Origin of the sequence: Streptomyces sp. SID14515, assembly GCF_010548505.1 — a bacterium.
Classification (GTDB): domain Bacteria; phylum Actinomycetota; class Actinomycetes; order Streptomycetales; family Streptomycetaceae; genus Streptomyces; species Streptomyces caviscabies.
The window spans coordinates 12,932-37,378 of the sequence record NZ_JAAGMH010000067.1; the positions used below are offsets into that span (position 1 = coordinate 12,932).

Annotated in this window: 25 protein-coding genes and 1 riboswitch; of the genes, 12 read left to right on the top strand and 13 right to left on the bottom strand. The window is 71.9% G+C overall.

Features of this window, described 5'->3' with window-relative positions:
- The first annotated feature begins 41 nt into the window (after positions 1 to 41).
- The 3 genes from G3I54_RS12915 to G3I54_RS12925 all read left to right on the top strand — a co-directional run bounded on the left by G3I54_RS12915 (position 42) and on the right by G3I54_RS12925 (position 3,363).
- Positions 42 to 653 carry a TetR/AcrR family transcriptional regulator gene (locus tag G3I54_RS12915; protein ID WP_098024243.1) on the top strand — a complete coding sequence of 204 codons (612 nt, stop codon included), beginning with the start codon at positions 42 to 44 and terminating at the stop codon, positions 651 to 653.
- Positions 654 to 1,024: 371 nt separating this feature from the next.
- Entirely contained in the window at positions 1,025 to 1,621 is a 597-nt protein-coding gene (locus tag G3I54_RS12920; RefSeq protein ID WP_164614215.1) for a DUF4126 domain-containing protein, read from the top strand.
- Between the two features lie 227 nt (positions 1,622 to 1,848).
- Positions 1,849 to 3,363, top strand: coding sequence for an NAD(P)/FAD-dependent oxidoreductase (locus G3I54_RS12925; RefSeq protein ID WP_164614217.1), 1,515 nt, complete (start codon positions 1,849 to 1,851; stop codon positions 3,361 to 3,363).
- A 51-nt stretch (positions 3,364 to 3,414) separates the two neighbouring features.
- Here G3I54_RS12925 and G3I54_RS12930 read toward each other — a convergent pair whose 3' ends face one another.
- From G3I54_RS12930 to G3I54_RS12955, 6 genes are all read right to left on the bottom strand, one after another.
- On the bottom strand, positions 3,415 to 4,320 hold the full coding sequence (locus tag G3I54_RS12930; protein ID WP_164614219.1) for a hypothetical protein: 906 nt from the start codon (positions 4,318 to 4,320) through the stop codon (positions 3,415 to 3,417).
- A gap of 49 nt (positions 4,321 to 4,369) precedes the next feature.
- Positions 4,370 to 5,287, bottom strand: a complete 918-nt coding sequence (gene metF, locus G3I54_RS12935) for a methylenetetrahydrofolate reductase [NAD(P)H] (protein WP_164614221.1) — start codon at positions 5,285 to 5,287, stop codon at positions 4,370 to 4,372.
- Between the two features lie 151 nt (positions 5,288 to 5,438).
- Complete coding sequence (thiE, locus tag G3I54_RS12940; protein WP_164614222.1) at positions 5,439 to 6,089, bottom strand: thiamine phosphate synthase; 651 nt, start codon at positions 6,087 to 6,089, stop codon at positions 5,439 to 5,441.
- 75 nt (positions 6,090 to 6,164) lie between these two features.
- Positions 6,165 to 6,530: an Rv2175c family DNA-binding protein gene (locus G3I54_RS12945; RefSeq protein WP_137232693.1), complete on the bottom strand. Its 366-nt coding sequence runs from the start codon at positions 6,528 to 6,530 to the stop codon at positions 6,165 to 6,167.
- Between the two features lie 81 nt (positions 6,531 to 6,611).
- Positions 6,612 to 7,847 (bottom strand): FAD-dependent oxidoreductase, encoded by a 1,236-nt coding sequence (locus G3I54_RS12950; RefSeq protein ID WP_164614224.1) that lies wholly within the window; start codon positions 7,845 to 7,847, stop codon positions 6,612 to 6,614.
- A 66-nt stretch (positions 7,848 to 7,913) separates the two neighbouring features.
- A complete protein-coding gene (locus G3I54_RS12955) occupies positions 7,914 to 8,255 on the bottom strand; it encodes a hypothetical protein (protein ID WP_164614226.1) in 342 nt (113 codons plus the stop codon).
- Positions 8,256 to 8,306: 51 nt separating this feature from the next.
- Positions 8,307 to 8,419: riboswitch (TPP riboswitch) on the top strand.
- Between G3I54_RS12955 and thiO the strand changes: the two genes are divergently transcribed.
- From thiO to G3I54_RS12980, 5 genes are all read left to right on the top strand, one after another.
- Positions 8,417 to 9,628 (top strand): glycine oxidase ThiO, encoded by a 1,212-nt coding sequence (gene thiO / locus G3I54_RS12960; RefSeq protein ID WP_164614228.1) that lies wholly within the window; start codon positions 8,417 to 8,419, stop codon positions 9,626 to 9,628. Its footprint overlaps the riboswitch before it by 3 nt.
- Entirely contained in the window at positions 9,625 to 9,888 is a 264-nt protein-coding gene (gene thiS / locus G3I54_RS12965) for a sulfur carrier protein ThiS (protein ID WP_164614230.1), read from the top strand. Before thiO ends, thiS begins: the two co-directional genes overlap by 4 nt.
- A 2-nt stretch (positions 9,889 to 9,890) precedes the next feature.
- Positions 9,891 to 10,685 (top strand): thiazole synthase, encoded by a 795-nt coding sequence (locus tag G3I54_RS12970; RefSeq protein ID WP_164614232.1) that lies wholly within the window; start codon positions 9,891 to 9,893, stop codon positions 10,683 to 10,685.
- A 164-nt stretch (positions 10,686 to 10,849) separates the two neighbouring features.
- Complete coding sequence (gene pknB / locus G3I54_RS12975; protein ID WP_164614234.1) at positions 10,850 to 12,778, top strand: Stk1 family PASTA domain-containing Ser/Thr kinase; 1,929 nt, start codon at positions 10,850 to 10,852, stop codon at positions 12,776 to 12,778.
- A 7-nt stretch (positions 12,779 to 12,785) separates the two neighbouring features.
- Positions 12,786 to 13,652, top strand: coding sequence for a deoxyribonuclease IV (locus tag G3I54_RS12980; protein WP_164614236.1), 867 nt, complete (start codon positions 12,786 to 12,788; stop codon positions 13,650 to 13,652).
- Positions 13,653 to 13,655: 3 nt separating this feature from the next.
- Here the strand turns inward: G3I54_RS12980 and G3I54_RS12985 are convergent, their stop codons facing one another.
- A complete protein-coding gene (locus G3I54_RS12985) occupies positions 13,656 to 14,288 on the bottom strand; it encodes a sulfite oxidase-like oxidoreductase (RefSeq protein ID WP_164614238.1) in 633 nt (210 codons plus the stop codon).
- A 157-nt stretch (positions 14,289 to 14,445) separates the two neighbouring features.
- Here G3I54_RS12985 and bfr point away from each other — a divergent pair, with 157 nt between their 5' ends.
- Positions 14,446 to 14,925 (top strand): bacterioferritin, encoded by a 480-nt coding sequence (gene bfr, locus G3I54_RS12990; RefSeq protein ID WP_007451289.1) that lies wholly within the window; start codon positions 14,446 to 14,448, stop codon positions 14,923 to 14,925.
- 3 nt (positions 14,926 to 14,928) lie between these two features.
- Here the strand turns inward: bfr and G3I54_RS12995 are convergent, their stop codons facing one another.
- Positions 14,929 to 15,171, bottom strand: a complete 243-nt coding sequence (locus tag G3I54_RS12995) for a (2Fe-2S)-binding protein (protein WP_118903762.1) — start codon at positions 15,169 to 15,171, stop codon at positions 14,929 to 14,931.
- A gap of 163 nt (positions 15,172 to 15,334) precedes the next feature.
- Positions 15,335 to 16,681 (bottom strand): 3-deoxy-7-phosphoheptulonate synthase class II, encoded by a 1,347-nt coding sequence (locus tag G3I54_RS13000; RefSeq protein ID WP_164614240.1) that lies wholly within the window; start codon positions 16,679 to 16,681, stop codon positions 15,335 to 15,337.
- 298 nt (positions 16,682 to 16,979) lie between these two features.
- Here G3I54_RS13000 and G3I54_RS13010 point away from each other — a divergent pair, with 298 nt between their 5' ends.
- A complete protein-coding gene (locus tag G3I54_RS13010) occupies positions 16,980 to 18,878 on the top strand; it encodes an anthranilate synthase family protein (RefSeq protein WP_164614242.1) in 1,899 nt (632 codons plus the stop codon).
- A gap of 2 nt (positions 18,879 to 18,880) precedes the next feature.
- On the opposite strand, the gene G3I54_RS13015 is transcribed toward G3I54_RS13010, so the two are convergent.
- The 4 genes from G3I54_RS13015 to G3I54_RS13030 form a co-directional block, all read right to left on the bottom strand.
- On the bottom strand, positions 18,881 to 19,879 hold the full coding sequence (locus G3I54_RS13015; protein WP_164614244.1) for a 2-hydroxyacid dehydrogenase: 999 nt from the start codon (positions 19,877 to 19,879) through the stop codon (positions 18,881 to 18,883).
- A gap of 83 nt (positions 19,880 to 19,962) precedes the next feature.
- Positions 19,963 to 20,667 (bottom strand): response regulator transcription factor, encoded by a 705-nt coding sequence (locus tag G3I54_RS13020; RefSeq protein WP_164614246.1) that lies wholly within the window; start codon positions 20,665 to 20,667, stop codon positions 19,963 to 19,965.
- Entirely contained in the window at positions 20,664 to 21,926 is a 1,263-nt protein-coding gene (locus G3I54_RS13025; RefSeq protein ID WP_164614248.1) for a DUF5931 domain-containing protein, read from the bottom strand. Before G3I54_RS13025 ends, G3I54_RS13020 begins: the two co-directional genes overlap by 4 nt.
- A gap of 31 nt (positions 21,927 to 21,957) precedes the next feature.
- Entirely contained in the window at positions 21,958 to 22,749 is a 792-nt protein-coding gene (locus G3I54_RS13030; protein WP_164614250.1) for a lysophospholipid acyltransferase family protein, read from the bottom strand.
- Positions 22,750 to 22,976: 227 nt separating this feature from the next.
- Between G3I54_RS13030 and G3I54_RS13035 the strand changes: the two genes are divergently transcribed.
- Both G3I54_RS13035 and G3I54_RS13040 read left to right on the top strand, forming a co-directional pair.
- Entirely contained in the window at positions 22,977 to 23,756 is a 780-nt protein-coding gene (locus G3I54_RS13035) for an alpha/beta fold hydrolase (RefSeq protein WP_164614252.1), read from the top strand.
- Positions 23,749 to 24,444, top strand: coding sequence for a hypothetical protein (locus G3I54_RS13040; RefSeq protein ID WP_164614254.1), 696 nt, complete (start codon positions 23,749 to 23,751; stop codon positions 24,442 to 24,444). Before G3I54_RS13035 ends, G3I54_RS13040 begins: the two co-directional genes overlap by 8 nt.
- The last annotated feature ends 3 nt before the right edge of the window (positions 24,445 to 24,447 follow it).

Here is a 24,447-nt window from a genome sequence, read left to right on the forward strand (position 1 = left end):
CCGGGCCGGTGAGCACGCCGCGGCCTGGAAGAATCGGGCTCATGGAAAGCAGTGGCACCACGCGCCGCCAGGCCACCCGGCAGAAGCTCTACGAGGCTGCGGTGACGCTCATCGCCGAGAAGGGCTTCTCGGCGACCACCGTCGACGAGATCGCCGAGCGGGCCGGGGTCGCCAAGGGCACGGTCTATTACAACTTCAAGAGCAAGACCGAGCTGTTCGAGGAGCTGCTCCGGCACGGCGTGGGGCTGCTCACGGCCTCGCTGCGGGCCGCCGCCGAGGAGTCCGCCGAGCGCGGCGGCACCCGGGTCGAGGCGCTGGACGCGATGATCCGGGCCGGGCTCGCCTTCATCGACCGCTATCCGGCCTTCACCCAGCTGTACGTTGCCGAGCTCTGGCGCACCAATCGCGCCTGGCAGTCCACGCTGCTGGTGGTACGTCAGGAGGCCGTCGCGGTCGTCGAGGACGTGCTGCGCGAGGCGGTGCGCAGCGGAGAGCTGAGCGAGGAGATCGACATTCCGCTCACGGCCGCCGCGCTGGTCGGGATGGTGCTGGTGGCGGCGCTGGACTGGCAGGCGTTCCAGCCGGAGCGCTCGATCGACGAGGTCCACTCGGCGCTGTCGCTGCTGCTGCACGGGCGGGTCAGCGGGCACTGAAGCCCGCTCCCGGCCGCGTTTCCGGGCCCGGGAAAGCCGAAGACGCCGGCCGCTGAAGTTCGCATCCCCCGCGAACATCACCGGACCGGCGTCTTCCGTGCCTGCCGGAAACCCGTTCCCCGTGACCCCGTATGTCCCCCGTGGTCCCCGGGCCTCCGTCGTGCACCCCCGTTGCGTCGGGGGAACCGCGCCGTTCCGCCGCCCCGTGCCGGCGGTCCTGGCGCAGCGCCCCTTCCGTGGTCATCACTCTGCCGTCCGCGCAGGTGGGGGCCTATCCGCGTAGCTACTCATCTGTGTGCCTGAGTACGGATACTCAGAGGTCGGCGCCGAGCCCCACCCGGGTCCGGCGCGGGGTCGTTACGATCGCCTGCGTGTCCGTAATCCCCCTGGTGTTCACAAGCGGCTGGGCGAGCGGGATCAACGCGTACGCGGTGGTCCTGCTGCTCGGCCTGTTCGGCGCGACCGGCGTGTCCGACGAGGTGCCCGCCGCCCTCCAGCGCACCGACGTCCTGATCGTGGCCGGTGTGCTGTTCCTCTGCGAGGCGGTGGCGGACAAGATCCCGTACGTCGACTCGGTCTGGGACACGGCGCACACCGTGATCCGGCCGGTGGCCGGGGCGGTGATCGCCGCGCTGCTGGCCGGGGAGAGCGGTTCGCTGCCGGAGCTGGCGGCCGGGGCGATCGGCGGGTCCACGGCGCTGATGAGCCATCTGGTCAAGGCGGGCACGCGGATGGCGGTCAACACCTCTCCGGAGCCCTTCAGCAACGTCGGGATGAGCATCGCGGAGGACCTCGGGGTCGCCGGGGTCGTCACGTTCGCCATATTCCATCCGGTGGCGGCGGCCGTGATCGCGGCCGTGCTGCTGGTGCTCGGCATCGTCACCGTGGTCTTCCTCGCCTCGCGCATCCGCCGCTTCCTGCGCCGCCGGGCCCAGGGCCTGTCTGACAACTCCCGTCGTAGCCCGTAGGGCGGCCGCGCGGCGTCAGGCGCGTGCTCTCGGCGTGCCGGCCCCAGGACCTCGTACTGGACGTACTTGGGTCTGGGGCCGGCGCGGCGAGAGTGCGTGCATGGCGTCGTGAGGCAGGCGGGAGTTGTCGGACAGGCCCTGGCGCCGCGAGGAGAAACGGCTGGCCGGGACGGGTGGGCCCTGGCCTCCCGGCTGAGGTGTCAGTGCTGGTCGATAAAGTCACCGGCATGGCACGAATTGCGGTGATCGGCGCCGGGACGGGCGCGATGGCGGCGGCCGCCCGGCTCGCCATGGCGGGCGACAGGGTGACGGTGTACGAGCGGTCCGCGAGCTACGGCGGCTCGGTGGGCCGCCATGAGCACGAGGGCTTCGTCTTCGACACCGGGCCCGGGCTGCTGCACCTCCCCGCCGTCCAGCGCGATCTCTTCGTGAAGACCGGCAAGGAGTCGCTGGAGCAGTGCGTGACGCTGACCCAGGTCGATCCGGCGAGCCGTCATCTCTTCGCGGACGGCACGGCGGTGTCCCTGCCCAACGCCTCCCGGGCCGGGGTCGCCGCCGCCCTGGACGGCGCCCTCGGCGCGGGCGCCGGGGCACGCTGGAGCGACTTCATGGACCGGGCCCGGGACACCTGGGACCGCTCGCGGCGACCGCTTCTGGAGGAGCCCCTGCGGTCGGATCACCAGGTGCTGGGGCGCGATCCGTATCCGGCGGTGCGGCAGCGGCGGCTGCTGCGCGCGGCCCGGCGGGCAGGCACGGTCGCGGAGATCGGCGCGTGGGAGCTGGCGGACGACCGGCTCGCCGCCCTGCTCGACGGGTACGCGCTGTCCCACGGGCTCGACCCGCGCACCGCCCCCGCGAGCGCCGCGCTGCTGCCGTACATGGAGCAGACCTTCGGCAGCTGGTACGTGCTGGGCGGGATGCGTGAGCTGGCGCGGGCGGTGTACGAGCGGTGCGTGGCCCGCAGGGTGGAGTTCGTCTTCGGGGCCGAGGTGGTCCGGGTCGTCGAGAAGGACGGCCGGGCGGCGGGCGTGGAGCTGGCGGGCGGTGAGGTGGCCGAGGCGGACCGGGTGGTGCTCGGGGTCCGGCCGCGCCCGGATCTGGTGCCGGGTCAGCAGCCGGGGGGCGCGGGCGATGTGCCGGTCCGGGCGGGCTCCGGCGCGGGCGCGGCGGGCCGGTTCACGGTGCTGCTGTCGCTGCGCGGGGCCCGGGAGGCGGACGCGGTGCACCGGACCGTGGTGCACAGCGCGGAGGGGGCGGCGGAGCAGGAGGCGGTGTTCGGGGGCCGGGTCGCCGGACACCCCACCGTGACGGTGCTGCGCCCCGACGATCCGGCGACCCGCCCGGACGCGGAGCACGAGGCGGTGACGCTCACCGCGACGGTGGCTCCGCAGGGCCCGGTCGACTGGCGGGACGCGGAGGTGCGGCAGCGGTTCGCCGATGCCTTGGTGGAGCGGGCGGTCGCGGCCGTGCCCGGGCTGCGGGAGCGGATCCTGCACACCGAGGTCCGCACACCGGCGGAGACCGAGGCGGAGACGGGGGCCGAGGGCGGTGCGGTGCCGCCGCCCGCGCTGGCCGGGGCGGGCGGCGCGTATCTGCACCCGGGCAACCTCACCCGGCTGCCGGGGCTGTATCTCGCGGGCGGCTGGTCGCACCCCGGCGGCGGGCTCGCGCACGCCGGGATGTCGGGGACGCTGGTGGCCGGACTGGTCGTGGAGGGCGACGACTTCCGCGGCTCACGCTGAGAGAGGAGTACGGGCCGCCGCCCGGGGCCTGCCCCCGGCGGCGGCGCGGTCTCAGTAGCGGTACTGCTCGTTCTGGCCGGTGTCGTAGCCGTTGCCGTACGGGGCGGGCCCCGCGGGCTGCTCGGGCGGCATCGGGGGGTACTGCTCGGCGTCGCGCTGCTGCGGGACCCAGACACCGCCGGGCGGGGTGTCCGCGCCGTACGTCTCCGCGCCGTAGCTCTGGGCGTAGGCGTCGGCGTAACTCTGCTGTCCGCCCTGGCTGTCGTAGCCGTCGCCGTTGCCGTAGGCGTCGTAACCGCCGTAGGAGGGAGCTCCGTTGGTGGTGCCGATGTACGGGTCGGAGTAGGCGGCGTAGCTCTGCTGGCCGGTGCCGTAGTCGTACGTTCCGGCGTAGGGGTCCTGGGCGGGCTGCTGTTCGTAGCCGGTGTACGGGTCGTACGCGGCGTACTGCGGCTGCGCCGCGGGGTCGGCCTCGTGGCCCTGGTGGGCGTTGCCGTTCGCGTCGTAGCCGGTGTCCCCGTACACGCCGTACTGGCCGGTGTCGTCGGGCATCGGCTGCGGTTCGTAGACGGACGGCGCGGGCGGGACGGGCGGGGCCTGGTCGTACCCGGGGGCGGCGACCTCCAGGTCCGAGACCTCCAGCGTGGGTTCCTTCACAGCGGCGCCCTCGCCGCCGCCCCTGCGACGCCGGCTCTCCCCCGGGCTGCCGCCTATGGCCCAGCCGGTGGAGAAGCCGCGCCGGAAGGACAGCGTCACGAAGGTCTGGCCGGTGGCGAAGGCGATCGTGCCGACTACGATCACCGGAACGGAGGCCAGCAGCACCCCGACCACCACGCCGAGGAAGCCGGCGAAGGCGAGGAGCCGCCAGCGCAGTCGTGCCTTGTACTGCAGCAGCACCTCGCCGAGCAGCCACAGGGCCACCAGACCGAATGCGATGTAGAGGACCGTCCAGCCCACGCCCGCCCCCTCCTTCGGCCGTAGCCGCATCGGCGGCGGGTACGACCGGTCACGACTGCTTGTGCAGTCCGAGTTTTTCGTAGATTTCGAGCGTAGCCGTCGAGTTGTTGAGCGTGATGAAGTGCAGTCCGGGCACACCCTCGGACAGCAGCTTCGCGCAGAACTCCGTTGCGAACTCGATGCCAATGGAGCGTACAGCGGCCGGATCGTCCTTGGCTGCGAGGATGCGCTCTTTCAACGACGCGGGCACGGTCGCGTTGCTGAGCTGGGAGAACTTTTCCAATTGCTTCACGCTGGTAAGGGGCATGACCTCCGGGATCACCGGCGTTTCGCAACCCGCAGCGACCACGCGGTCACGCATCCGGAGATAGTCCTCCGGACGGAAGAACATCTGGGTGATCGCATAATCCGCGCCCGCCCGGCACTTGTCCACGAAATGGCCGATGTCCGTCTCCCAGTCGGTCGACCGGGGGTGCATTTCGGGAAATGCCGCGACGCCGACGCAGAAGTCGCCCGATTCCTTGATGAGTCGGACGAGGTCTGCGGCGTACTTCACGCCCTGCGGGTGCTCCACCCACGCGCCCATCGGGTCGCCCGGCGGGTCGCCGCGGACCGCGAGGATGTTCCTGATGCCCGCGTCGGCGTACTGCCCGACCATGTTGCGCAGCTCGGCGACGGAGTGGTTGACCGCGGTGAGGTGGGCGACCGGGGTCAGGGTGGAGTCGGCGGCGATCTGCTGGGTGGCTCGGACCGTCCCGGCACGGGTGGAGCCGCCGGCTCCGTACGTCACGGAGACGAAGCTCGGGCGGACCGCCTCGACGCGGCGCAGCGCGTTCCAGAGGTTCCGCTCACCTTTTTCCGTCTTGGGCGCCCAGAACTCGAAGGAGTACGACGTCTTGCCGGTCGCTAGCAGGTCACGCACCGTGCGCGCGTGATCCGTCCTGGTGGAGGGTGTGCCAAGGGCCATAAGGGGAGGTTAACCAGGGGGTGGACGCTCCCCCAACCAGAGCAGCAAACTTTGCGTCGTTTTGTCGGGCTCTTGTCCATCCCTCGGACAGGAGCCCGGGATATCCCCCATTCGCGCGAGCCGGAACACGTGGGTCGGGCGGCCCGGAAGGTCAGAGCGCGTGCGTCCGGATGCGTCGGGCCAGGTCGGCGGTGGCGGCGGCCGGGTCGTCGGCTTCCGTGATCGCCCGGACGACGACGACACGGCGGGCCCCGGCGTCCAGCACCTCGTCCAGATTGCCCGCGTCGATCCCGCCGATCGCGAACCAGGGGCGCGGCTGGTCGAGCGAGGCCGCGTGGCGCACGAGGCCGAGGCCGGGGGCGTGGCGGCCGGGCTTGGTGGGGGTGGGCCAGCAGGGGCCGGTGCAGAAATAGTCCACGCCGTCCTGGGCGACGGCCGCGTCGACCTCGGCCTCGGCGTGCGTGGAGCGGCCGATCAGCCGGTCGGCGCCGATGATCGCGCGGGCGGCGGGGACCGGCAGGTCGCCCTGTCCGAGGTGCAGGACGTCGGCGCCGATGGCGTGGGCGACATCCGCGCGGTCGTTCACCGCGAGGAGCTTGCCGTGCCGGCGGCAGGCGTCGGCGAACACGGCGAGGTGCTCCAGCTCCTCGGCGGCCTCCATGCCCTTGTCCCGGAGCTGGACGATGTCGACGCCCGCGGCGAGCACGGCGTCCAGGAAGGCGGGGAGGTCGCCCTGGCGCTTGCGGGCGTCCGTGCACAGATAGAGCCGGGCGTCGGACAGCTGCTCGCGAGGCGTGGACATGGTGGAACTCCCCCGTGGTCGTGGCGGTGCACGGGCCGCACCGGGCGGCCCGTGCTCCGCTTTCTGTCGTATCGGTCAGACGGCGAGCGCCTGGGCTCGGCGCTTCACCTCCGTACCGCGATTCTCGCTCAGCGCCTGTGCGGGGGTGCCGGGCAGGGTCGGGTCGGGAGTGAAGAGCCACTCCAGCATCTCTTCGTCGGAATAGCCGTCGTCCTTCAGGAGGGTCAGGGTGCCGGAGAGGCCCTTGACCACCTTGTCGCCGTCGATGAAGGCGGCGGGCACCTGGAGCGTCCGGTTCTCACCACGGCGTACGGCGATGAGCTGGCCCTCCTTGACCAACTGCCGTACGCGCGTCACCTGGACATCGAGCATTTCCGCGATGTCGGGAAGGTGGAGCCAGGCGGGGACGAGAGCATCGGTCTTTGCGTCAATCTCGGTCACAAGGACAAGCGTGCCATCCAGGACTGACAGTCGGTAGCCGGGCCGACCGTACGGGGGTCGGCCGCGGCGGGCCGGGGCCCTTCAGAGGGCGGCGGACTTCAGCGGTACGGCGGGGTCCGCCACCTTCTCCGGGTCGAGGGCGGCCCCCGACTCGATGAGCCTGCGGCCCTGGGCGAGGTCGCGCGGACGGCCCACGGCGAGCACGGCGACGAGCGCCCCGTCGCGCAGCCAGCACACCGACCAGGTCGCCTCCGACCCGTCGCCGCGCCACAGCAGGGTGTCGGCGTCCGCGTGGTGGCCGGCGTACTGCACGAAGCGGCCGAACTGCTCGGACCAGAAGTACGGGACGGGGTCGTAGACGGGGAGCGGTCCGCCGTCCTGGGCGGCCAGGATCGCGGCGGCCGCGGTGCGCGGGCCCTGGAGGGCGTTGTCCCAGTGGTGGACCAGCAAGCGGGTTCCGTAGCGGGCGGAGGGGAAGGAGGCGCAGTCCCCGACCGCGTACACATCGGGCAGCGTGGTGCGCAGTGCGCTGTCGGCGGTGACCGAGCCGTCCGGGCCGAGCTCCACCCCGGAGCCGGTCAGCCAGCCGGTGGCGGGGCGGGCGCCGATGCCGACGACCACGGCTCCGGCGGGCAGGGTGCGGCCGTCCGCGAGGATGACGGCCCCCTCCTCGACGCGGTCGACCCGGGCCCCGGTGAGGAGTTCAGCGCCGCTGTCGGCGTACCAGTCGGCCATCGGGGCGGCCACCTCGGCGGGCAGGGTGCCCGCGAGCGGGCGGGCGGCGGCCTCGACGACGGTGACGGCGCAGCCCGCGGCCCGGGCGGCGGTGGCGAACTCCGCGCCGATCCAGCCCGCCCCGACGACGACCACGTCGTGCTGCCGGTCCAGGACGGGCCGCAGCCGGGCGGCGTCGTCCAGGGTGCGCAGCAGATGGACGCCGGGCACGCCCTCGGTGCCGGGCAGGGTGATGGGCTCCGCGCCGGTCGCGAGGATCAGGGCGTCGTAGGGGACGGGCCCGTCGGCGGTGTCCAGCACATGGTCGGCGGCGCGCAGGGCGGTGACGTCCAGGCCGAGGCGCAGGGTGATGTCCAGCGCCTCGAAGTCGACGTCGAAGGCGGAGTCCTCGGCCTTGCCCAGCAGGACGGCCTTGGAGAGCGGCGGGCGGTCGTAGGGCTGGTGGGGCTCGGCGCCGATCAGGGTGACGGGCCCGGCGAAGCCCGCCTCGCGCAGGGCCACGGCGCTCTGCACGCCCGCCATGCCCGCTCCGACGACCACGACGCTCCGGTCCGGACTCTTCTCCGTCTGCTGCTCGCTCACCTGTCCACCTTAATCACCTGACGGGGCGTCAGGAAGGCGGTCGACGGAATGCCGGAACGACGGCCGTCAGGAGCGCACTTCCTCCACCACGCTCGTTCCGCTGCCCTCCTGGGACTCCCAGGCCCAGCGCTCCTCCAGCCGCACCCGGCCGTCCGCGAGGCCGACGACGGTGGAGAGGCAGTGTCCGGACGAGGTCGTTCCGTCCCGCTTGAGCTGGACGTAGCGGAAGTCCAGCGCGTCCCCGTCCCGGGTGCCGACGAGATGGCCGCGGACCACGTCGCCGCCCGTGTACTCGGCCCAGATCCGGCCGTCCTGCTCGTGGTACGTGAAGCGCGTGCGGGTACCGACCTGGCCCGGGGCCTGGTCGGCGACGGGCGACAGGACGAGTCCGTCGAGCGAACGGGCCACGGTGGGCGCTCCCTTACTGGCCGCGAGCGAGTGGGTCTAGGCTGGCCAAGGTAGAACACTCGCGGGAGCCCGGACGCACCGGGCTGAGAGGGAGGCTGGCCGGCCTCCGACCGTACGAACCTGCTCCGGGTCATGCCGGCGAAGGGAGGGGCTGGACACCCATGCGCGTCTCGGGGAAAACCTCAGGAGCCTCAAGGAGAATCTCCGGATCCGACGTCCTCGTCATCGGGGGCGGAATCATCGGTCTGGTCACCGCGTGGCGGGCCGCCCAGCGGGGGCTGCGCGTCACGGTGGCGGACCCCGCACCGGGCGGCGGCGCCGCACAGGTCGCGGCGGGCATGCTGGCCGCCGTCACCGAACTGCACTACGGCGAGCAGATGCTGCTCGGGCTCAACCTCGCCTCGGCCGCCCGCTATCCGGCGTTCGTGGCCGAGCTGGAGGAGGCGAGCGGCCGGGACACCGGCTTTCGCACCTGCGGCACGCTCGCCGTCGCGCTGGACGCCGACGACCGCGCGCATCTGCGCGAACTGCACGCCCTCCAGGAGCGTTCGGGGCTGGAGTCGACCTGGCTGAGCGGCCGTGAGTGCCGCCGCCTGGAGCCGATGCTGGCGCCTGGCGTCCGGGGCGGTCTGCGGGTCGACGGCGACCACCAGGTGGATCCGCGCCGCCTCGCCGCCGCACTGCGAGTCGCGTGCGAGCGGGTCGGGGTCGCGTTCCGCCGGACGACCGCCGAGCGGCTCACCGTCTCCGGGGGCCGGGCGGCCGGGGCGCTGCTCGGCGACGGCACGGAGTTCGCGGCCGATCAGGTCGTGCTCGCCGCGGGCAGCCTCAGCGGCCGGCTCGCGGGGCTCCCGCCGGAGCTCGTGCCGCCGGTCCGCCCGGTCAAGGGCCAGGTCCTGAGGCTCACCGTGCCACCGGCGTACGCCCCCTTCCTCAGCCGCACCGTGCGCGCCGTGGTCCGGGGCGGCCACCTCTACCTCGTACCGCGCGAGAACGGCGAGCTGGTCGTCGGCGCCACCAGCGAGGAGCAGGGCTGGGACACCACGGTCACCGCCGGCGGGGTGTACGAGCTGCTGCGCGACGCCCACGAGCTGGTGCCCGGCATCACCGAGCTGCCGCTCACCGAGACCCTGGCCGGTCTGCGTCCCGCCTCGCCCGACAACGCCCCGCTGCTCGGCCCGACCGCCCTGCCCGGTCTGCTGCTCGCCACCGGCCATCACCGCAACGGCGTCCTGCTGACCCCGGTCACCGGGGACGCGATGGCCGACGCCCTGACGACCGGCGAGCTGCCCGAGACGGCCCGCCCCTTCGCCCCCGGCCGTTTCGCGGCGGCCTCCCCCGCCGCCCCCGTACTCCAGGAGCAGCCCGTATGACCCAGCAGCCCGCCGTCCCGGAAGCCGCCGCCGTATCGGAAGCCGCCGCGACCGCCACCGTTTCCGTCTCGGTGAACGGGGAAGCCCGTACCGTTCCCGCCGGGACCGCCCTGGACGCCCTCGTCGCCACGCTGACCCCGGCCCGCTCCGGGGTCGCCGTCGCCGTCGACGAGAGCGTCGTCCCGCGCGGCCGGTGGGCCGCCACGACGCTCGGCGAGGGCGACCGCGTCGAGATCCTGACCGCCGTGCAGGGAGGCTGACCATGTCGGACGACGTCTTCTCGCTGGGGCCCGCCACCTTCGGCTCCCGGCTGATCATGGGCACCGGCGGCGCCCCGAGCCTGGAGGTGCTGGAGCGCTCGCTGATCGCCTCCGGCACCGAGCTGACCACCGTGGCGATGCGCCGGCTCGACCCGACGGTGCGGGGTTCGGTGCTCTCGGTGCTGGAGCGGCTCTCCATCCAGGTGCTGCCGAACACCGCGGGCTGCTTCACCGCCGGAGAGGCCGTGCTGACCGCCCGGCTGGCCCGGGAGGCGCTCGGCACCGACTGGGTGAAGCTGGAGGTGATCGCGGACGAGCGGACCCTGCTGCCCGACACCGTCGAGCTGCTGGACGCGGCGGAGACCCTGGTGGACGACGGGTTCGTCGTACTGCCCTACACCAACGACGATCCGGTGCTGGCCCGGAAGCTGGAGGACGTGGGCTGCGCGGCGATCATGCCGCTCGGCTCCCCCATCGGCTCCGGGCTCGGCATCCGCAACCCGCACAACTTCGAGCTGATCGTCGAGCGGGCCGGGGTGCCGGTGATCCTCGACGCGGGCGCCGGGACGGCCTCGGACGCGGCGCAGGCGATGGAGCTGGGGTGCGCGGCCGTGATGCTGGCCTCGGCGGTGACCCGGGCCCAGGAGCCGGAGCTGATGGCGGGTGCGATGCGTCACGCGGTGGAGGCGGGCCGACTGGCCCACCGTGCCGGCCGGATTCCGCGTCGCCACTTCGCCGAGGCGTCGTCGCCGGTGGAGGGGCGGGCGGCGCTGGATCCGGAGCGGCCGGCGTTCTGAGCTGCGTTACGTTCGGGGGCGCTGCCCCCGGACCCCCGCTCCTCAATCGCCGGAGGGGCTTGAAGGAGGGGCTTGAATTGTCCCTGTCACGGATCGGCTGCAGAACGGCCCCGGGAGAGCCCCGGCCCGTCCAGGGTGTCGGTGGCGGCTCGTAGACTCTCGGGGTGGACACGACCCTCCAGGACCCTCTCGTCGGGCAGCTGCTCGACGGCCGGTATCGCATAGAGGCGCGCATCGCCGTCGGCGGGATGGCCACGGTCTACCGGGCCGTGGACACCCGCCTGGACCGGGTGCTCGCCCTCAAGGTGATGCACCCGGCGCTCGCCACCGACGTCTCGTTCGTCGAGCGCTTCATCCGTGAGGCCAAGTCGGTGGCGCGCCTCGCGCACCCCAATGTCGTCGCGGTCTTCGACCAGGGCGCCCAGGGCGCGTACGTCTATCTCGCGATGGAGTACGTGGCGGGCTGCACCCTGCGCGATGTGCTGCGCGAGCGCGGGGCCCTCCAGCCCCGGGCGGCCCTCGACATCCTGGAGCCGGTCCTCGCCGCGCTCGGCGCCGCGCACCGGGCCGGGTTCGTGCACCGCGACATGAAGCCGGAGAACGTCCTGATAGGGGACGACGGCCGGGTGAAGGTCGCCGACTTCGGCCTGGTCAGGGCGGTCGGCACGGCCACCGACACCACGGGTTCGCTGCTGGGCACGGTGTCGTATCTGGCCCCCGAGCAGATCGAGCACGGCACCGCCGACACCCGCAGCGATGTGTACGCCTGCGGGGTCGTGCTGTACGAGATGCTGACCGGCGCCAAGCCGCACACCGGCGAGAACGCCGCCCAGGTCATCTACCAGCACCTCAACTCCGACGTCCCGGCCCCGTCCGCCGTCGTGCCGGGGCTCCCGGTCGCGCTGGACAGCCTGGTGGCGAGCGCGACCGCCCGCAATCCCGAGGTGCGCCCGCACGACGCGGTGCTGCTGCTGGCCGAGACCCGTGAGGCGCGCGCCGCGCTGACCGACGCCGAGCTGGACGCCGTACCGCCGCAGGCGCTCTCGGAGGCGCACGACGGCGCGGACGACCGTACGAGCGTGATCCCGCGGGCCCTCCCGGCGGACGGCGACGGAGCCGGAGTGCACCGCACCAGCCGGCTGGAGATGCCGCCCGCGGGCCCCTCCGCTCCCCGGCGGACCGTTCGGCGCGGCCCGTTCGGCGGGCCGCACCGCAAGCTGATCACGATCCTCACCGCCGTACTGCTGACGCTCGGCATCGGCACGGGCGTCTGGTACATCAACTCCGGCCAGTTCACCCAGGTCCCCTCCCTGCTCGGCCAGACCCAGCGGACCGCCGAGCAGCGGCTCTCCGACGAAGGTCTCGGGCTGAAGGGCGTGGACCGGGTCTTCAGCGACACCATCGAGCGCGGCTCGGTCGTGAGCAGCGACCCGGCCTCGGGCGCGCGGATCCGGGGCAACGGCTCGGTGAAGCTCGTCGTCTCGCGGGGCCCGGAGATCGTGCGGGTGCCCGATGTCGTGGGCAGCTCGCTCGCGGACGCCCGGCGCGCCCTGAAGAAGGTGGGCCTGGCCCCCGGGATGGTCACCAAGGAGTTCAGCGAGGACGTGGCCCGCGGCGAGGTGATCCGTACGGATCCGCGCGCGGGCACGGACCGCAACCCGGACACGGCCGTGGCGCTCGTCGTCAGCAAGGGCGCCCCCGTCGACGTCCCGGACGTCAGCGGTCTCTCGGTCGAGGACGCCACCGCCGAGCTGGAGGCCGAGGGGCTGAAGGCCGAGGTGCTGCCCGGCCGGGTCCACTCCGCCGAGGCCGAGGGCGATGTCGCCGAGCAGTCCCCCGGCGAGGGCACCGAGGCCGCCGAGGGCGACACGATCCAGCTGACCGTCTCCAAGGGCCCCCGGATGCTGGACGTCCCGGACGTCGTCGGCCGGGACGTCGACGAGGCACGGAGCACCCTGGAGGAGGCGGGCTTCGAGGTGAAGGTGGAGCGGCCGTTCCTCTCCTTCAGCGACACCATCGCCGGCCAGTCCGTGGACGGCGGCGAGCAGGCCCCCGAGGGCTCCACGATCACGATCAAGACCAAGGGGTTCTAGAAACCAGATGCACTCTCTGCGCAATCCGGTCGGCGGACACGTCCCGGTGGCCGGCGGTCTCGCCAAGGTCGGCCTGGAGTACGCCCGTGAGCTGGCGGCGGAGACCGTGCAGGTCTTCGTGGCCAACCCGCGCGGCTGGGCGACGCCCGTCGGGAACCCGGCGCAGGACGAGCTGTTCCGCGCCGAGTGCGCGGCGGCCTCGATCCCGGCGTACGTACACGCCCCGTATCTGATCAACTTCGGCTCGCACACGGAGGCCACGGTCGAGAAGTCCGTGGAGTCCCTGCGCCACTCGCTGCGGCGGGCCCGGGAGATAGGTGCGCTGGGCGTGGTGGTGCACACCGGTTCGGCGACCGGCGGGCGGCCGCGCGCCGAGGCGCTGGCCCAGGTGCGGACGCACATGCGCCCGCTGCTGGACGAGCTGACCCACGACGACGATCCGGATCTGCTGCTGGAGTCGACGGCCGGCCAGGGCTTCTCGCTCTGCTCGCGGACCTGGGACTTCGGGCCGTACTTCGAGGCGCTGGACTCCCACCCGAAGCTGGGCATCTGCCTGGACACCTGCCACATCTACGCCGCCGGGCATGACCTGGCCGGCCCGTCGGGGATGCGGCAGACGCTCGATCTGCTGGTGGACACGGTCGGCGAGGGCCGACTGAAGCTGATCCACGCCAACGACTCCAAGGACGTGGTGGGCGCCCACAAGGACCGGCACGAGAACATCGGCGCCGGTCACATCGGGGCGGAGCCCTTCCGGGAGCTGTTCACGCATCCGGCGACCGAGGGCGTACCGCTGATCATCGAGACGCCCGGCGGCAAGGAGGGGCACGCGGCGGACGTGGCCCGGCTGAAGGAACTGCGGGACGCCCGCTAGCCGCTACAGCTCGGGGCCGTCCCCGGGTTCCTCCTGGTAGGAGTAGCGCTGCTCGCTCCAGGGGTCGCCGATGTTGTGGTAGCCCCGTTCCTCCCAGAATCCGCGCCGGTCCGCCGTCATGTACTCGATGCCCCGGACCCACTTCGGGCCCTTCCAGGCGTACAGATGCGGAACGACGAGACGGAGCGGGAAGCCGTGCTCGGCGGTGAGGAGTTCGCCGTCCTTGTGGGTGGCGAAGAGGGTGCGCTCGGAGGCGAAGTCCTCCAGGCGCAGGTTCGAGGAGAAGCCGTATTCGGCCCAGACCATCACATGGGTGGCGTCAGGGGCGGGCGGTGCCAGTTCGAGGACCGTACGGGCGGGGATTCCGCCCCATTCGGCGCCGATCATGCTGAACTTCGTCACGCAGTGCAGATCGGCGACGACCGTGGAGAACGGCAGCGCCGAGAAGTCCTGGTGGTTCCAGCAGTGCTTGTCGCCGTCCGCGGTGGCCCCGAAGACCCGGAACTCCCAGCGGTCGGGCTTGAACTTGGGAACGGGCCCGTAATGGGTGACCGGCCATCCGCGTTGCAGTCGCTGTCCCGGCGGAAGCTCGGACTGCTCTGTTTCGCGGTTTTCCCGGCTTTCCGGCTGACCCATGCCTCCATGGTGACAGACAGGCAGGGGTGGTCATGACCAGGGAGGACCTCATCCGGGCAACTCGTACTAAGCGTGCACTTACTGGACGACCGCTGAGCACGGTGCGAGGATCTGGCCAACTTGCCAGATCGATCACCGGTTGGAAGGAGCCTTTGCCATGCAGGGCGACCCCGAGGTCCTTGAGTTTCTCAATGAGCAGCTGACCGCCGAATTGACTGCCATCAACCAGTACTTCCTGCACGCCAAGATGCAGGACAACTTCGGGTGGACCAAGCTCGCCAAGTACACCCGGGCCGAGTCCTTCGACGAGATGAAGCACGCCGAGATCCTCACCGACCGGATCCTTTTCCTCGACGGGCTGCCGAACTATCAGCGACTTTTCCATGTCCGGGTGGGCCAGACGGTCACCGAGATGTTCCAGGCGGACCGCCAGGTCGAGGTGGAGGCGATCGACCGCCTCAAGCGCGGTATCGAGGTGATGCGCGGCAAGGGCGACATCACGTCCGCGAACATCTTCGAGTCGATCCTGGAGGACGAGGAGCACCACATCGACTATCTCGACACCCAGCTGGAGCTGGTCGAGAAGCTCGGTGAGCCGCTCTACATCGCCCAGCTGATCGAGCAGCCGGAGAGCTGACGCTCAGGCGGCGTCGGAGAGGACCGGGCGGGCGACGGAGGCGGCCACGGGCTCCTGGCGCTGGTCGAGCAGCTCGCGGCGCGGGCAGTCGCCGCGCCCCAGCAGGGCCTGGATGCGGCGTACGCAACCGCCGCAGTCGGTGCCGGCCTTGCAGGCCGACGCGATCTGCCGGGGTGTGCAGGCACCGGCGTCCGCATGCTTCTTCACCTGCGCCTCGGTGACGCCGAAGCAGGAGCAGACGTACATGCGTTTCACCTCCCTGCGGGTCGGTCGCTGGTGCCGTCCCGGTCTTCGTCGGTGAGGCTAACCTAACCTTACCCGTCCCCCGGGCAGCGTAAAAGTCCTGGGACGACCTGTGGGGCACGGATCACATCGATCCGTGCCCCACAGGTGCGTCCAGCGGTGACTTCTACTGGTCGCGGTACATCTCGGCGACGAGGAAGGCCAGGTCGAGCGACTGGCTGCGGTTGAGCCGGGGGTCGCAGGCCGTCTCGTAGCGCTGGTGCAGGTCGTCCACGAAGATCTCGTGGCCGCCGCCCACGCACTCGGTGACATCGTCGCCGGTCAGCTCCACGTGGATGCCGCCCGGGTGGGTGCCGAGGCCCTTGTGCACCTCGAAGAAGCCCTTGACCTCGTCCAGGACGTCGTCGAAGCGGCGCGTCTTGTGGCCGGAGGCGGCCTCGAAGGTGTTGCCGTGCATCGGGTCGGTCACCCAGGCCACGGTCGCGCCCGAGGCGGTGACCTTCTCGACCAGCTCGGGGAGCTTGTCGCGGACCCTGTCGGCGCCCATGCGGACGATGAAGGTCAGCCGACCGGGCTCGCGGTCCGGGTCGAGGCGGTCGACGTAGCCGAGCGCCTCGTCCACGGTGGTCGTCGGGCCGAGCTTGATGCCGATCGGGTTGCGGACCTTGGAGGCGAACTCGATGTGCGCGCCGTCCATCTGGCGGGTGCGCTCACCGATCCAGACCATGTGGCCGGAGGTGTCGTACAGCTCGCCGGTGCGCGAGTCGGTGCGGGTCAGCGCCGTCTCGTAGTCCAGCAGCAGCGCCTCGTGCGAGGCGTAGAACTCGACCGCCTTGAACTCGGCCGGGTCGGTGCCGCACGCCTTCATGAAGTTGAGCGCGTTGTCGATCTCGCGGGCCAGGGCCTCGTAGCGCTGTCCCGCGGGCGACGACTTCACGAAGTCCTGGTTCCAGGCGTGGACCTGGCGCAGGTCGGCGTAACCGCCGGTGGTGAAGGCGCGCACCAGGTTCAGCGTGGAGGAGGACGCGTGGTACATCTGCTTCAGCCGCGCGGGGTCCGGGATCCGGGCTTCCTCGGTGAAGGCGAAGCCGTTCACCGAGTCGCCGCGGTAGGTCGGCAGGGTCACGCCGTCGCGGGTCTCGGTCGACTTGGAGCGCGGCTTGGAGTACTGGCCCGCGATCCGGCCGACCTTCACCACGGGCACGGAGGCCGCGTAGGTCAGGACGGCGCTCATCTGGAGCAGCGTCTTCAGCTTGGCCCGGATGTGCTCGGCGGACACGGCGTCGAAGGCCTCGGCGCAGTCGCCGCCCTGCAGCAGGAACGCCTCGCCCTTGGCGACGGCTCCCAGGCGGGCGCGCAGCTGGTCGCACTCGCCGGCGAAGACGAGCGGCGGATACGACGCGAGGTCCGCGAGTACATCGCGCAGGGCCTCGGAGTCGGGGTACTCGGGCTGCTGCGCCGCGGGAAGGTCTCGCCAGGTGTTGCCACCGGCGACGGAGGTATTGGCGTTCACGGTCACGAGCACAACATTACGGGGTCGGAAGGGGCGTCCAGCCGTGCGCTCAACAGATGAGACACGCGCTCCGATGCCCTGAGCGGTCCGCTAGGGTCGGAGCATGTCGACGCAACAGATCCAGATCTCGATCCAGAACTGGTGGTGGACCGCTCATCCGGCGGCCCGCTGATTCATCGCGCTGACACTTCGCGAAGGCCGCCCGAGGGGCGGCCTTTTCTGCGTTGCGGAGCCGTTCCTCCCCCTGTGAGTCCCGTACGGAATCCCGTACGGGCCCGTCCGGAAGGAACCTGCTCCCATGTCCCAGACCGCGCCCCGCTCCGCCTCCGGTCTCGTCCGCCTGCTGCTGGCCGACGACGCCCCGCCCTTCGCCCTGCTGCGCCGGCGTACGCCCGGCCGTGACCACGATCACGTCGAATTGCTGATCGGCGGGGTCCGGGAGGTGGACCGGCTGGCCGATCTGCCGGTGGGCGCGTCGCCCGCGCTCGCCCTGGTGCCATTCCGGCAGATCGCCGAGCGCGGCTTCGACGTGCGCGACGACGGCACCCCGCTGAGCGTGCTGGTCGCCGACGAGACGCATGAGCTGGAGCTCGCGGAGCTGCTGGCGGCGCTGCCCGCCCATGAGGTGAGCGTGGCGGACCACGGCTTCGATGTGCCGGACGAGGAGTACGCGGACATCGTGCGGCGGGTGATCCGGGACGAGATCGGGCAGGGCGAGGGCGCGAACTTCGTGATCCGGCGGACGTTCCGGGGTGAGATCCCCGGGTTCGGGCGGGCCGATGCGCTGGCGCTGTTCCGGCGGCTGCTGGCGGGCGAGCGGGGGGCGTACTGGACGTTCGTGGTGCACACCGGGGGCAGGACGCTGGTGGGGGCGAGCCCGGAGGTGCATGTGCGGATGTCCGGCGGGACGGTCGTGATGAACCCGATCAGCGGGACGTACCGCTACCCGGCCGAGGGGCCCACCGCCGAGAGCCTGCTGGCCTTCCTCGGCGACCGCAAGGAGAGCGAGGAGCTGTCCATGGTGGTCGACGAGGAGCTGAAGATGATGTGCACGGTGGGCGACATGGGCGGGGTGGTGGTCGGGCCCCGGCTCAAGGAGATGGCGCACCTGGCGCACACCGAGTACGAGCTGCGCGGCCGGTCCTCGCTGGATGTGCGTGATGTGCTGCGCGAGACGATGTTCGCGGCGACCGTCACCGGTTCGCCGGTGCAGAACGCCTGCCGGGTCATCGAGCGGTACGAGTCCGGGGGCCGCGGCTACTACGCGGGGGCGCTGGCCCTGCTGGGCCGGGACGCCAACGGGGCGCAGACGCTGGACTCGCCGATCCTGATCCGGACCGCCGACATCGCTCCGGACGGCTCGCTGAGGGTGCCCGTCGGCGCCACGCTCGTACGTCACTCGGACCCGGAGAGCGAGGTCGCCGAGACGCACGCCAAGGCGGCCGGGGTGCTGGCCGCGCTGGGGGTGCGGCCGGGCCGGCCCGGGGCGGAGGCGGACCTTCCGCGGCTGGCCTCCGACCCCCGGGTGCAGTCGGCGCTGGACGACCGGCGCGGCTCCCTCGCCCCGTTCTGGCTGCGGATGCAGGAGCGCGTCCGGGACCTGGCGGGCCACGCGCTGGTGGTGGACGGCGAGGACACGTTCACCGCGATGCTGGCCCATCTGCTGCGGGCCTCCGGCCTGGACGTCTCGGTGCGCCGCTACGACGAGCCGGGGCTGCGCGAGGTGGTCCGGGCGCACGAGGGGCCCGTGGTGCTGGGCCCCGGCCCGGGCGACCCGGGCGATCTCACCGACCCGAAGATGCGGCTGCTGCGCGAGATCACCGCCGAGCTGGTGCGGGACCACCGGCACGGGCTGCTGGGCGTCTGCCTCGGGCATGAGCTGATCGCGGCGGAGCTGGGTCTGGAGATCGTGCGCAAGACCGTGCCGTACCAGGGGGCGCAGACCCGGATCGAGCTGTTCGGGCGGCCCGAGACGGTGGGTTTCTACAACAGCTTCACCGGTCGGTGCGACGGTCCGGCCGCCGCCGAGCTGGCCGCGCACGGCATCGAGGTGAGCCGTGACGAGGACAGCGGTGAACTGCACGCGCTGCGCGGGCCGGGCTTCGCCTCGGTGCAGTTCCACCCGGAGTCGGTGCTGACCGTGCGGGGCTCGGCGATCGTGACGGAGCTGCTGGCGGGGCTGCCCGTGCCGGGCTGAGGCTATGTGCTCCTCGGTACGAGGACGTTCTCGCTGTGGCGGCGGGCCAGGTAGTCGGTGACGTTCCGGACGGTCGCGTCGATGATCTGGCCCACCGCGTCCTCGGTGTAGTACGCCTGGTGGGAGGTGACGACGACGTTGGGGAAGGTCACCAGCCGGGCGAGGGTGTCGTCGTCGATGCCCTCCAGCGACTTGTCGAGGAAGAACAGCCCGGCCTCCGCCTCGTACACGTCGAGTCCGACGCCGAGGAAGCGGCCCGCACGCAGTTCGGTGACCAGGGCGGCGGTGTCGATGAGGCCGCCGCGGCTGGAGTTGACGAGGATCGCGTCGTCCTTCATCGCCTTGAGGGCGGCCTCGTCGATGATGTGCTGGGTGCTGGGCAGCAGCGGTACGTGCAGGCTGATCAGGTCGGCCTCGGCGAACAGCCGGTCCTTGTCGACGTACTCCATGCCCAGTTCGACGCAGGCCGGGTTCTGGGCCACGTCCCAGCCGAGCAGCTTCATGCCGAAGCCGTGGGCGATCCGGGTGAACGCCTCGCCGATCTTCCCGGTGCCGAGCACTCCGACGGTCCGGCCGCGCATGTCCCGGCCGAGCAGCCCGTCGAGCCGGAAGTCGAAGTCCCGGGTGCGGCTCGCGGCGCGGATGATGCGCCGGTTCACGGCCATGGCGAGCGTCCAGGCGAATTCGGCGACCGAGTACGGGGAGTAGTAGGAGACCCGGGCCACGCGCAGGGCGAGGCGCTCGGCGACCTCCAGGTCGATGTTGTTGAAGCCGGTGGAGCGCTGGGCGATCATCTGCGTGCCGCCCGCGGCGAGCGTCTGGAGCACCTGGGAGCCGAGGTCGGCGTTGACGCTGGTGGAGACGATCTCGTAGCCGGCCGCGATGGGCGCGGTGTCCCGGTTCAGGAAGACGTCCAGGCAGCGGACCTCGTGCAGCCCCTCGAAGGCCTTCTCGATCAGGGGCTTCTCGTCGGACTGCACACCGAAGGCCAGGATTTCCACGGGTACTCCCGAGCTGTGTCTGGGGGCGGAACGGGTCAGGGCCGGTCAGCGCGAATATACGGCTCCGCCCCCGGACCCGCCGGTCAGACGTCGTCGAGGCCGCGCTCGATGGCGTACCGCACGAGCTCCACCCGGTTGTGCAGCTGGAGCTTGCCGAGGGTGTTCTGCACATGGTTCTGCACGGTGCGGTGCGAGATGACCAGGCGTTCGGCGATCTGCTTGTACGAGAGGCCCTTGGCGACCAGCCGCAGCACCTCGGTCTCCCGGTCGGTGAGCTGCGGGGCCTTGGGCTCGTTCGACGCCACGGGTGCGGGGTCGGAGGCGAGCCTGCGGTACTCGCCGAGGACCAGGCCGGCCAGGCCCGGGGTGAAGACCGGGTCGCCGGCCGCGGTGGAGCGGACGGCGTCGGTCAGCTCCTGGGTGGAGGCGGACTTCAGCAGATAGCCGGTGGCCCCGGACTTCACCGCCTCCAGGACGTCGGCGTGCTCGCCGCTCGCGGAGAGGACCAGGACCCGCAGGCCCGGGTGGGAGCCGACGAGCTCCTTGCAGACCTGGACGCCGGGCATGCCGGGGAGGTTCAGGTCGAGGACCAGGACGTCCGGGTTCGCGGCCTTGGCGCGGCGGACCGCCTGCGGGCCGTCGCCCGCGGTCGCGACGACGTCGAAGCCGGACTCGGCCAGGTCGCGGGCGACCGCGTCGCGCCACATCGGGTGGTCGTCGACGACCATGACCTTGATGGGCCGGCCGGTGGCCCCCTGCTCGTCCTGTGGTGTGTTCTGCGTGCTCATCGGGCCGTTCCTGCCTTCCCCCGGGAAACCTTCGGTGCTTTCGGAACCTTCAACTCGACCTCGGCGCCCTGTCCGGGGACCGAGATCAGCTCTGCCGTGCCGCCCAGATCGCGCAGCCGGCCGCGGATGGACAGGGCGACCCCGAGCCGCCCCTCCCCCTCCGCCTGGGCGAGCCGCCCCTCCGGGATGCCGGGGCCGTCGTCCCGCACGGTGACGATCACCTCGTCCGGCTCGTCCTCGACCAGGATCCACGCCTGGGCGTCCGGGCCGGCGTGCACCCGTACGTTGTCCAGGGCGGCGCTGACGGCGGCGGCCAGTTCCCGGGCGGACCCGGCGGGCAGCAGCACCGGAGCGCCCGGCTCGGCGAAGCTCGTACGGGATCCGGCGTGCGGGGCGAGCAGGGCCCTCAGGTCGCAGGCGGCCCCGTCGCCGGAGCCCTCCGCCCCGTCCGTCTCGTCCACCTCGACCGTGCGGACCACGGCGCCCTCGGCGGCGTCCTCGGAGACCCGGGTCGGCGGGACCAGGCCGCTGGAGACCAGGGTGCGCAGGGCGACCTCCTGTTCCCCGGCCATCCGGCCCAGCTCGGCCGCCTCGCCGCCGATGGCGGTGCCCCGGCGCTGCACCATGGCGAGGACCTGGAGGACGCTGTCGTGGATGTCGCGGGCGAGCCGTTCGCGTTCGCGGGTGGTGGCCTCGATCTCCAGGGCGCGGGCGAGGGTGCGCTCACTGGCGCGGGCGACCTCGACGACGTACCCGATGGCGATGGAGGCGACCCAGACCAGCAGGACGTTGTGGTAGGTGTCCCGGCTGGGCTCGCCGCGCTGGATGATGTTGGCGGCGGCGACGAAGGTGGAGGCGAAGGCCGCCCACCGCCAGCCGCCCTTGATCGCGAAGGCGAGGACCGCGCCGGCCGTCCAGATCGACGGCAGCGTCGGGCCGTCGAAGGACTGGGAGTCGAAGTCGGCGAGCGGGGTGAGCAGGATGCCGGTCAGGGCGACGACCAGGTCCGCGACGAGGAAGCGTTTGGTGCAGCTCGCCGCCGAGCGGACCTTCGGCAGCGTGGCGAGCGTCCAGACGAAGAGGAACGCCAGATACGCGACGGCCACCCAGGGCCGCTCGAACCTCTGCTGGCCGAAGTTGTCCTTGCCGAAGATCGCGAGCAGCACCGCGTAGATCATCGTCAGGACGCGGTAGCCCGTCAGCGCACGCCACAGCGGCAGCTCGACCGACATCCGTACGACCCGCTCACGCTTGGCCATGGCCACACCCCCCGGACGGTGAACGACGCGGTTACGCGCCGGACCGTTCCGTTCCGTTCTCGTTGCTCGCGGCGGCCTGCTTCTGCGCCCGCTTCGCCTCTTCGGCCTTGGCCTTCGCCTCCTCCGCCTTGGCCTTCGCCTCGTCGGCGATCTGGCGCTTGGCGGCGGTGGCGTAGATGTCCACGTACTCCTGGCCGGAGAGCTTCATGATCTCGTACATGACCTCGTCGGTCACCGAGCGCAGGATGAAGCGGTCGCCGTCCATGCCCTGGTAGCGGCTGAAGTCCAGCGGCTTGCCGATCCGGATGCCCGGGCGCATCAGCTTGGGCATCACCTGGCCGGGCGGCTGGATCTTCTCGGTGTCGATCATGGCGACCGGGATCACGGGGGCGCCGGTGGCCAGCGCGACCCGGGCCAGACCGCCGGGCTTGCCCCGGTAGAGGCGGCCGTCGGGCGAGCGGGTGCCCTCGGGGTAGATGCCGAAGAGGCCGCCGCTCTCGACGACCTGGATGCCCGCCTTGATCGCCGCCTCGCCCGCGCCGCGGGCTCCGGAGCGGTCGACGGGGAGCTGGCCGACGCCCTTGAAGAAGGCGGCGGTGAGCTTGCCCTTCACTCCGGGTGCGGTGAAGTACTCGGCCTTGGCGATGAACGTGACCTTGCGGTCCAGCACGGCCGGGAGGAAGAACGAGTCGGAGAACGACAGGTGGTTGCTCGCGAGGATCGCCGGACCGCGCTCGGGGATGTTCTCCAGGCCCTCCACCCACGGCCGGAAGGCGAGCTTCAGGGACCCGCCGATGGAGAACTTCATTGCGCCGTAGATCAACTCTTGTGCCTCCTGTGTGCTGTCGGTCAGACCTTAACCTGTGAGGCCGCCGCGGCCTTTGCCCGGCATGGGGGACCCGGCTCCGCGGGCGGGCCGTGCGGGGCGGTCTCCGGGGGCGTGACGGCCCTGGTCGGTGTCGGTCCGGTCGCGTACGGTGAAGTCATCCGTCAAGCACTCCCCCAGGTGCCTCGCCCGCCCCCGCCCCGTCCCACGAACAGGAGACCCTGGTGCCGGTCCTCCCTGGAGCCGAGCCGTTCCGCCACGAGGGCGGAGAGGTCGGCGTCCTCCTCTGCCATGGCTTCACCGGATCCCCGCAGTCGATGCGCCCCTGGGCCGACTACCTCGCCGAGCGCGGGCTGACGGTCTCGCTGCCGCTGCTGCCCGGCCACGGCACCCGCTGGGAGGACATGGCGGTCACCGGCTGGCAGGACTGGTACGCGGAGGTCGACCGGGAACTGCGGGTCCTGCGGGAGAAGTGCGAGCAGGTCTTCGTCTTCGGGCTGTCCATGGGCGGCGCGCTGAGCCTGCGGCTGGCGGCCAAGCACGGGGACGCGATCAGCGGTCTGGTGCTGGTCAACCCGGCTAACAAGGTGCACGGCCTCTCCGCGTACGCGCTGCCGGTGGCCCGCCATCTGGTGCGGACGACCAAGGGCGTGGCCGACGACATCGCGCTGCCCGGCTCGCACGAGGTGGGCTACACCAAGGTGCCGCTGCACGCGGCGCACTCGCTGCGGAAGTTCTTCCGCCTGGTCGACGGGGAGCTGCCCCAGGTGACCCAGCCGGTGGTGCTGCTGCACAGCCCGCAGGACCATGTCGTGCCGCCCGCGGACAGCGCGCGGATCCTGAGCCGGATCTCCTCCACGGATGTTTCGGAGATCCTGTTGGAACAGAGCTACCACGTGGCGACGTTGGACCATGATGCGGAGCGGATCTTCGATGAGAGCTACCGGTTCATCGGCCGTCTCGCACCGAACGTCGGGATGAAGGGGAGCACGTCCGGTGGCTGAGCACGACGCGGAACGCACAGGCAGCGACGAGGAGCGCGAACCGCGCCCCACGGAGCCCGCGGCCGTCCCGGAGGGGACGAAGCCGGCGGGCGACGGGGGCGCGGAGCAGGAGCGGGCGATCGACGAGGACGCGGCCTGGGCCGCGATCGTCGCGGGGTACGGGGAGGAGCCGCCGGACCCGCCGGGCGCCAAGCCGTTCAAGTCCATCGAGGACCTGGCCCTGCTGGAGGACGACCAGCGCAATGTGGTGGAGCCGAAGGACGGCACCGCCGGCGACCCGGCGGACAAGGGGTCCGGCAAGACGCCCCCGAAGCCGCCGGAGAAGAAGCCGCTCGGCAGTTCCGTGGTCTTCGCGCCCGGCGTCGCCGGTCCGCGGGACTACGAACTGCCCGAGTCCAAGGACGACGGCATCGATGTGCCGGACGACGGGGACGAGGGCCATTTCGTGCCCCCGGAGCCGCCGCCGCTGCCGGAGGCCGACGTCACGGCGAAGTTCGCCTGGCTGGCGGTGATCGGCGGGCCGGTCCTGATGCTCGTCGCGGTGCTGCTGCGGTGGGACATGACGTGGTGGCTCACCACGCTCTGCATCGGCGGCTTCCTCGGCGGCTTCGCCACCCTGGTGGCCCGGATGCCGCACGACGACGATGACGACACCTACGGCGACCCGGGGCGCGGCGCGGTGGTGTGACCG

Coding starts and splice junctions, on each gene's coding strand:
- G3I54_RS12915 (WP_098024243.1), top strand. CDS start 42: ATGGAAAGCAGTGGCACCACGCGCCGCCAGGCCACCCGGCAGAAGCTC.
- G3I54_RS12925 (WP_164614217.1), top strand. CDS start 1,849: ATGGCACGAATTGCGGTGATCGGCGCCGGGACGGGCGCGATGGCGGCG.
- metF (WP_164614221.1), bottom strand. CDS start 5,287: ATGGCCCTTGGCACACCCTCCACCAGGACGGATCACGCGCGCACGGTG.
- thiE (WP_164614222.1), bottom strand. CDS start 6,089: ATGTCCACGCCTCGCGAGCAGCTGTCCGACGCCCGGCTCTATCTGTGC.
- thiO (WP_164614228.1), top strand. CDS start 8,417: ATGCGCGTCTCGGGGAAAACCTCAGGAGCCTCAAGGAGAATCTCCGGA.
- thiS (WP_164614230.1), top strand. CDS start 9,625: ATGACCCAGCAGCCCGCCGTCCCGGAAGCCGCCGCCGTATCGGAAGCC.
- G3I54_RS12970 (WP_164614232.1), top strand. CDS start 9,891: ATGTCGGACGACGTCTTCTCGCTGGGGCCCGCCACCTTCGGCTCCCGG.
- G3I54_RS12980 (WP_164614236.1), top strand. CDS start 12,786: ATGCACTCTCTGCGCAATCCGGTCGGCGGACACGTCCCGGTGGCCGGC.
- G3I54_RS12985 (WP_164614238.1), bottom strand. CDS start 14,288: ATGGGTCAGCCGGAAAGCCGGGAAAACCGCGAAACAGAGCAGTCCGAG.
- bfr (WP_007451289.1), top strand. CDS start 14,446: ATGCAGGGCGACCCCGAGGTCCTTGAGTTTCTCAATGAGCAGCTGACC.
- G3I54_RS12995 (WP_118903762.1), bottom strand. CDS start 15,171: ATGTACGTCTGCTCCTGCTTCGGCGTCACCGAGGCGCAGGTGAAGAAG.
- G3I54_RS13010 (WP_164614242.1), top strand. CDS start 16,980: ATGTCCCAGACCGCGCCCCGCTCCGCCTCCGGTCTCGTCCGCCTGCTG.
- G3I54_RS13020 (WP_164614246.1), bottom strand. CDS start 20,667: ATGAGCACGCAGAACACACCACAGGACGAGCAGGGGGCCACCGGCCGG.
- G3I54_RS13025 (WP_164614248.1), bottom strand. CDS start 21,926: ATGGCCAAGCGTGAGCGGGTCGTACGGATGTCGGTCGAGCTGCCGCTG.